Source organism: Desulfosarcina sp. (assembly GCF_041551955.1).
Taxonomy (GTDB): Bacteria; Desulfobacterota; Desulfobacteria; order Desulfobacterales; family Desulfosarcinaceae; genus Desulfosarcina.
The window spans coordinates 1-5,130 of sequence record NZ_JBFELV010000375.1; the positions used below are offsets into that span (position 1 = coordinate 1).

5 protein-coding genes are annotated in these 5,130 nt (G+C 53.8%); all 5 read right to left on the bottom strand.

Annotation, left to right across the window (positions count from 1 at the left end):
• Positions 1 to 324 precede the first annotated feature (324 nt).
• The 5 genes from rfbD to ABYV26_RS20455 all read right to left on the bottom strand — a co-directional run bounded on the left by rfbD (position 325) and on the right by ABYV26_RS20455 (position 4,836).
• Entirely contained in the window at positions 325 to 1,188 is an 864-nt protein-coding gene (gene rfbD, locus ABYV26_RS20435) for a dTDP-4-dehydrorhamnose reductase (protein WP_372683211.1), read from the bottom strand.
• Complete coding sequence (gene rfbC / locus ABYV26_RS20440) at positions 1,185 to 1,730, bottom strand: dTDP-4-dehydrorhamnose 3,5-epimerase (RefSeq protein ID WP_372683212.1); 546 nt, start codon at positions 1,728 to 1,730, stop codon at positions 1,185 to 1,187. The genes rfbD and rfbC overlap by 4 nt, the downstream gene beginning before the upstream one ends.
• A 413-nt stretch (positions 1,731 to 2,143) precedes the next feature.
• Entirely contained in the window at positions 2,144 to 3,100 is a 957-nt protein-coding gene (rfbA, locus tag ABYV26_RS20445; protein ID WP_372683213.1) for a glucose-1-phosphate thymidylyltransferase RfbA, read from the bottom strand.
• Positions 3,100 to 4,173, bottom strand: coding sequence for a dTDP-glucose 4,6-dehydratase (gene rfbB / locus ABYV26_RS20450; protein WP_372683214.1), 1,074 nt, complete (start codon positions 4,171 to 4,173; stop codon positions 3,100 to 3,102). The genes rfbA and rfbB overlap by 1 nt, the downstream gene beginning before the upstream one ends.
• Before the next feature lie 45 nt (positions 4,174 to 4,218).
• The gene (locus ABYV26_RS20455; protein ID WP_372683215.1) at positions 4,219 to 4,836 is read right to left on the bottom strand and encodes a hypothetical protein; all 618 of its coding nucleotides are present in this window, start codon (positions 4,834 to 4,836) and stop codon (positions 4,219 to 4,221) included.
• Positions 4,837 to 5,130: the final 294 nt, after the last annotated feature.

The following is a 5,130-nucleotide window of genomic DNA, read 5'->3' on the forward strand; positions in this document are numbered from 1 at the left end:
GCGCGGCGATAGCTAACGCCGAAGATGGGGTGAGATCGGCAAACCCAATGGGTTTCACCTTTTGAAACCAACAAGCGATGGCATCCAAATGTGATCGTAACCAATTGACCTCATTCGAGAAAGGTGAATTGGTCAGTTCGGGTTTCAGATTTTTGCTTCTTCACCTCTAATCTTCTTATTTTCTTGGCCCCTGATCTTCTGCGCCTCTGATCTTCTTATCTTCTAATCCTCTGATCTTCTTTCCCGCTCCCGCTCTCCCGCTCTCCCGCTCTCTCGCCCTCACGCCCCAACGGCTTTTAACCCGCTCTCCCGCTCTCACGGCGCTTAGACCTTAAGTTGATCCAGCATTCGCCTCAAGGCCACGCGCCATTGGGTGGGATCAAGTCCCAGGTCACGCCAGGAAGCGGAACAGTTCAGCGCGCTGTAGGCTGGTCGCGTGGTCAGCGTGGGGTATTCGGCGGTGGTGATGGGATGAATGGGGATCGGTTTGCCGATCATGCCCCGGGCCAGCGCTTCTTCTTGAATGGCGACGGCAAAATCATACCAACTGGTCACACCCGCATCCGACCAGTGATAAATCCCTTTCAAATTAGTCTTACCGACAATTGTCCAAATGGCGGCAGCCAATGTAGCGGCCCAGGTTGGGCCGCCGACCTGGTCGGCCACCACCTTGAGTTCATCCCGTTCGTTGATCAGCCGGAGCATGGTCAAAACGAAATTGTTGCCATATTGGCTGTAAAGCCATGAGGTTCTGAATATAACGGCATCCTCGACAGCATCCAGGACGTTGATCTCTCCCTGTCGTTTGGATTTGCCGTAGACCCCCAACGGGCTGCATGGGGCTTCCGGTGGGTAAGGGGTGCAGGCGGTACCATCAAACACGTAGTCCGTTGACACATGAACCAGGCGCGCACCGGCTTTCTTGGCCGCCAGGGCAATGTTTTCGGGGCCGTTCGCGTTGACAGCATAGGCAAGGTCAACTTCTTCTTCCGCCCGATCCACGGCCGTATAGGCCGAGGCGTTGATGATCACATCGGGCGCTTCGTCACCGACAACGGCACCGATTGCATCCGCATCCGTGATGTCGATTTCCGGCAGATCGAGGGATCGGTATTCGATGGCTTCGGGAGCCGTTTGCGTAAGGGTGGTTCCTAACTGCCCCTTTCCACCAATGATCAGTGCCTTCATGGGAACACCTCGGCATCCCGGAATAAAACGCCCTTTTCATCCTTTTCAGACACCAGCGGATTGCCGGCTATCGGCCACTGGAGGTTCAACTCGGGATCGTTCCATCGAATACACCGTTCGTGTTCGGGTGCCCAGTAATCCGTCGTTTTATATAAAACCTCGGCAACATCGCTCAAGACGATAAACCCGTGGGCAAAACCAGAAGGCACCCAGATTTGTTTTTTGTTTTCCGCCGTCAAATAGTCTCCGACCCATTTTCCGAAGGTCGACGATGACCGGCGAATATCGACGGCCACGTCGAAAACCTCACCACTGATGACGCGCACCAGTTTTCCCTGCGGCTGTCGGATTTGATAATGAAGGCCGCGAAGCACGTGCTTTTTTGATCGGGAGTGATTGTCCTGAACAAAAGCGACCTGCAATCCGGTGGCCTCCATAAACTGTTTTTCATTGTAGCTTTCAAAAAAAAAGCCCCTGCTGTCACCGAACACCTTTGGTTCGATGGTGCAGACATCCGGTATTTCCGTTAACGTGATTTTCATTGGGTTATTCCAAGGTCTATGATGAAACCTCACTATCCCCTCACCCTGTCCCTTTCCCTAAAGGGGCGAGGAGACGCATACAGCACTTTCGTTCACCGAGGGGTAAAATGCGGCATGGCTGGTTTCTGATCCTTATCTTTTCCATTCATCTTTCGATGTTCGGCGTTAATGTTTTTTAGAGAAGGGTTCAAGGATTCGAGGATCCAAGGGGTCAAGAGAAACGAATCAAACAAATCCTACTAATTGAACCAACTAAACGGTTTTCTTTCGTTCGCAGCCTCACGCTTCTCTTCCGTCTTCATCGAATCGATTTTTTAGCCATCATTCATAATTCGCAATTTAAAATTCAAAATTGCAGTCCGCCCTTCCCTATCGCCCATAGCCTATCTACCATTCTGTCTCTCCGCTACCCGTTATGTAACAATGGCCTCATTGCTAACGCCTGGCAGACTCTGATTTTCCGGGAAAAAGGAACCTAATCCGGTAGCGGGGCCTGATTTCTTTTTCAGAATTCTCAACAGATATTGGCCATAGCCATTTTTCCCCATGGAATTACCGATCGTTTCGAGCTGCTCGTCGGAAATGTAACCCGACCGCCAGGCGATTTCCTCGGGACAGGCGATTTTCAGCCCTTGCCGACGCTCCAGGATTTCCACAAACCGGGAAGCTTCCAGCAGTGAGGCGTGGGTCCCCGTGTCCAGCCAGGCGTACCCTCTGCCCATCAGCGAAACTTCCAGCCGACCCAGATCGAGATAGCGTTGATTCACGTCGGTAATTTCCAGCTCACCGCGGGCCGACGGTTGGATGTCGCGTGCGATCTCCACTACTTGGCTATCGTAGAAATAAAGACCGGTGACGGCAAAATCCGATTGTGGATGCTTCGGTTTCTCCTCGATGCCGATCACCTTGCCGGATCTGTCAAAGGCCACCACGCCGTATCGCTGGGGATCGGTCACCTGGTAGGCGAATATCGTGGAAACACCGGATTTCCGGTTGGCCGCCGAGAGATGTTTGGACAGATCGTGGCCATGAAAAATGTTGTCCCCCAAAACCAGCGCACTGGGATGCGAACCGATAAAATCGCTCCCGATGATAAATGCCTGGGCAAGGCCTTCCGGCCGCGGCTGAACCGCATAGGCGATATTGAGTCCCCATTGGCTGCCATCGCCCAGCAGCTGCTCGAAGCGCGGGGTGTCCTGGGGGGTCGAGATGACGAGAACATCCCGGATGCCGGCCAGCATGAGGGTGGTCAACGGGTAATAGATCATGGGTTTGTCGTAGATTGGCAGCAGCTGCTTGGATATGGCGATGGTGATGGGATACAGCCGGGTACCGCTGCCGCCGGCGAGGATGATTCCCTTGCGTTGCATTATTTCCGCTCCCCGTAGTTGGTTTCAATCCAGGTTTGATAGGCGCCGCTGGTGACGTTGGCGACCCATTGGGCATTGTCAAGGTACCACTGCACGGTTTTGCGGATACCGGTTTCAAAAGTCTCTTCCGGCGTCCACCCCATCTCGGCCTTTATTTTTGAAGCATCAATGGCGTATCGCCGATCGTGGCCCGGCCTGTCCGTGACGAAGGTGACCAGGGTCTCGCGACGGTTCTGATCCGTGGTGACTTCATCCAGGATGTCACAGATGGTGTGCACTACATCCAGATTGGTTTTCTCACTGTTTCCACCGATATTGTAGACTTCACCCGGCCTGCCCTTTTCCAGCACCGCCATGATCGCCCGGCAATGGTCCCTGACGTAGAGCCAGTCACGAATGTTGGCACCATCCCCATAGACCGGAATCTTTTTACCGGTCAAGGCATGATGAATGACCAGTGGAATGAGCTTTTCCGGAAACTGGTAAGGCCCGTAATTGTTGGAGCAGTTGGTGGTCAGCGTCGGCATGCCATAGGTGTGATGATAGGCCCTGACCAGGTGATCGGACCCAGCCTTGGATGCCGAATAGGGGCTGTTGGGCGAATAGGGCGTGGTTTCCGAGAAGGCCGGATCATCTTTTTCAAGGGAGCCATAAACCTCGTCTGTAGACACGTGGAGAAATCGAAACGCAGACTGGGCATCCGGCCCGAGGCCCTCCCAATGGTGGCGCACCTGTTCGAGCAGATTGAAGGTGCCGACCAGGTTGGTCTGGATGAATTCATCCGGCGCCGAGATGGATCGATCCACATGACTCTCCGCTGCAAAGTTGACAACTGCATGCGGAGAATACCGATCCAACAGCTGTGCCACAAGCTGCCGGTCGCCGATATCACCCTTCACAAAGATGTGGCCCGGGCTTTTGGCCAAGGGTTCCAGATTCTCGAGGTTGCCGGCGTAAGTCAGTTTGTCCAGGTTGACCACGGCGCCCTCGCCTGCCTCAAGCCAGGTGTGGACGAAGTTGGCCCCGATAAATCCAGCCCCTCCGGTAACGAGAATAGACGACGCTGGGCTCATTTCATAAATCCTTTGGGGTGTTAGGAAAGTGGTTTACCATTTGAACTAAGCATCACGCCGGTTCAAGTAGTCCAGCACCGCTTCAAAGGGTGCCAGATCGCCTTTGCCCTGGTAGGTATGAATGCGGATCAGCTCTTCTTGTATCAACTGGCGGCGTTGTGCCTGCAGGGTTCCCTGGGAGTGGGCCACGGATTCCATCCAAGACATGGCCGCGCCCGGATGGCTGTAGATGGCCAATTCCGGGTACCACTTCAAAGCCACGGTCGCCGCCGTCATGAAGGCCCGGAACTGGTGAAAGGGTGGTGAGACCAAGACCAGTGAACTCATCCCGCGCTCTCTGGCAAATCGGACCAGGGCGCGCGACTCGACCAGCGTGTTGATGGATACGGCGTCACCATAAGACACATATTCGATCCGCTCGGCCGGCAGGCCGAATTCCACAAGCCGCCGTCGGCACTGGTCCACGCCCGGGTAGCCGCTCATCGCCTGCGCATCCAAAATGAAGACCCGATCTGCGACGGCATGGCTGATCAGCATCCGGGCCGTTTTGAATATTGACGCCTGGTTGTCGACCGTGGTGCAATACAAGTATGCACCGTCAGCCGATGTGTCGGGGCGGGTGTCACACAAGATCCGGATCAGCAGTTCGATGGCGGTGTTCATTGGATTGGTTTGGTTCGTTGGGAGCGAGAAAAAGGCGTTGACGGCTTACCGTTTGTTTATCGCAAGGCGTTGGTTCTTTCGAACCGTTTTAAGTTTTACGTTTTAGGTTTTAGGTTTTAGGAAAGAGCGGTTAATTGGTTATATTCGTCCGATTGGCCCGGTGAAATTCGCTGCACTGTCACCTTCAGTGAATTTCACTGGCTAAAGTTTGGATTAGTTGCTTGGTTTGATTCGTTTTATTGGTCTGGTAACAGTGAATAGTGAAATCGTAACTGTGAATGGTGAACCGGTTCC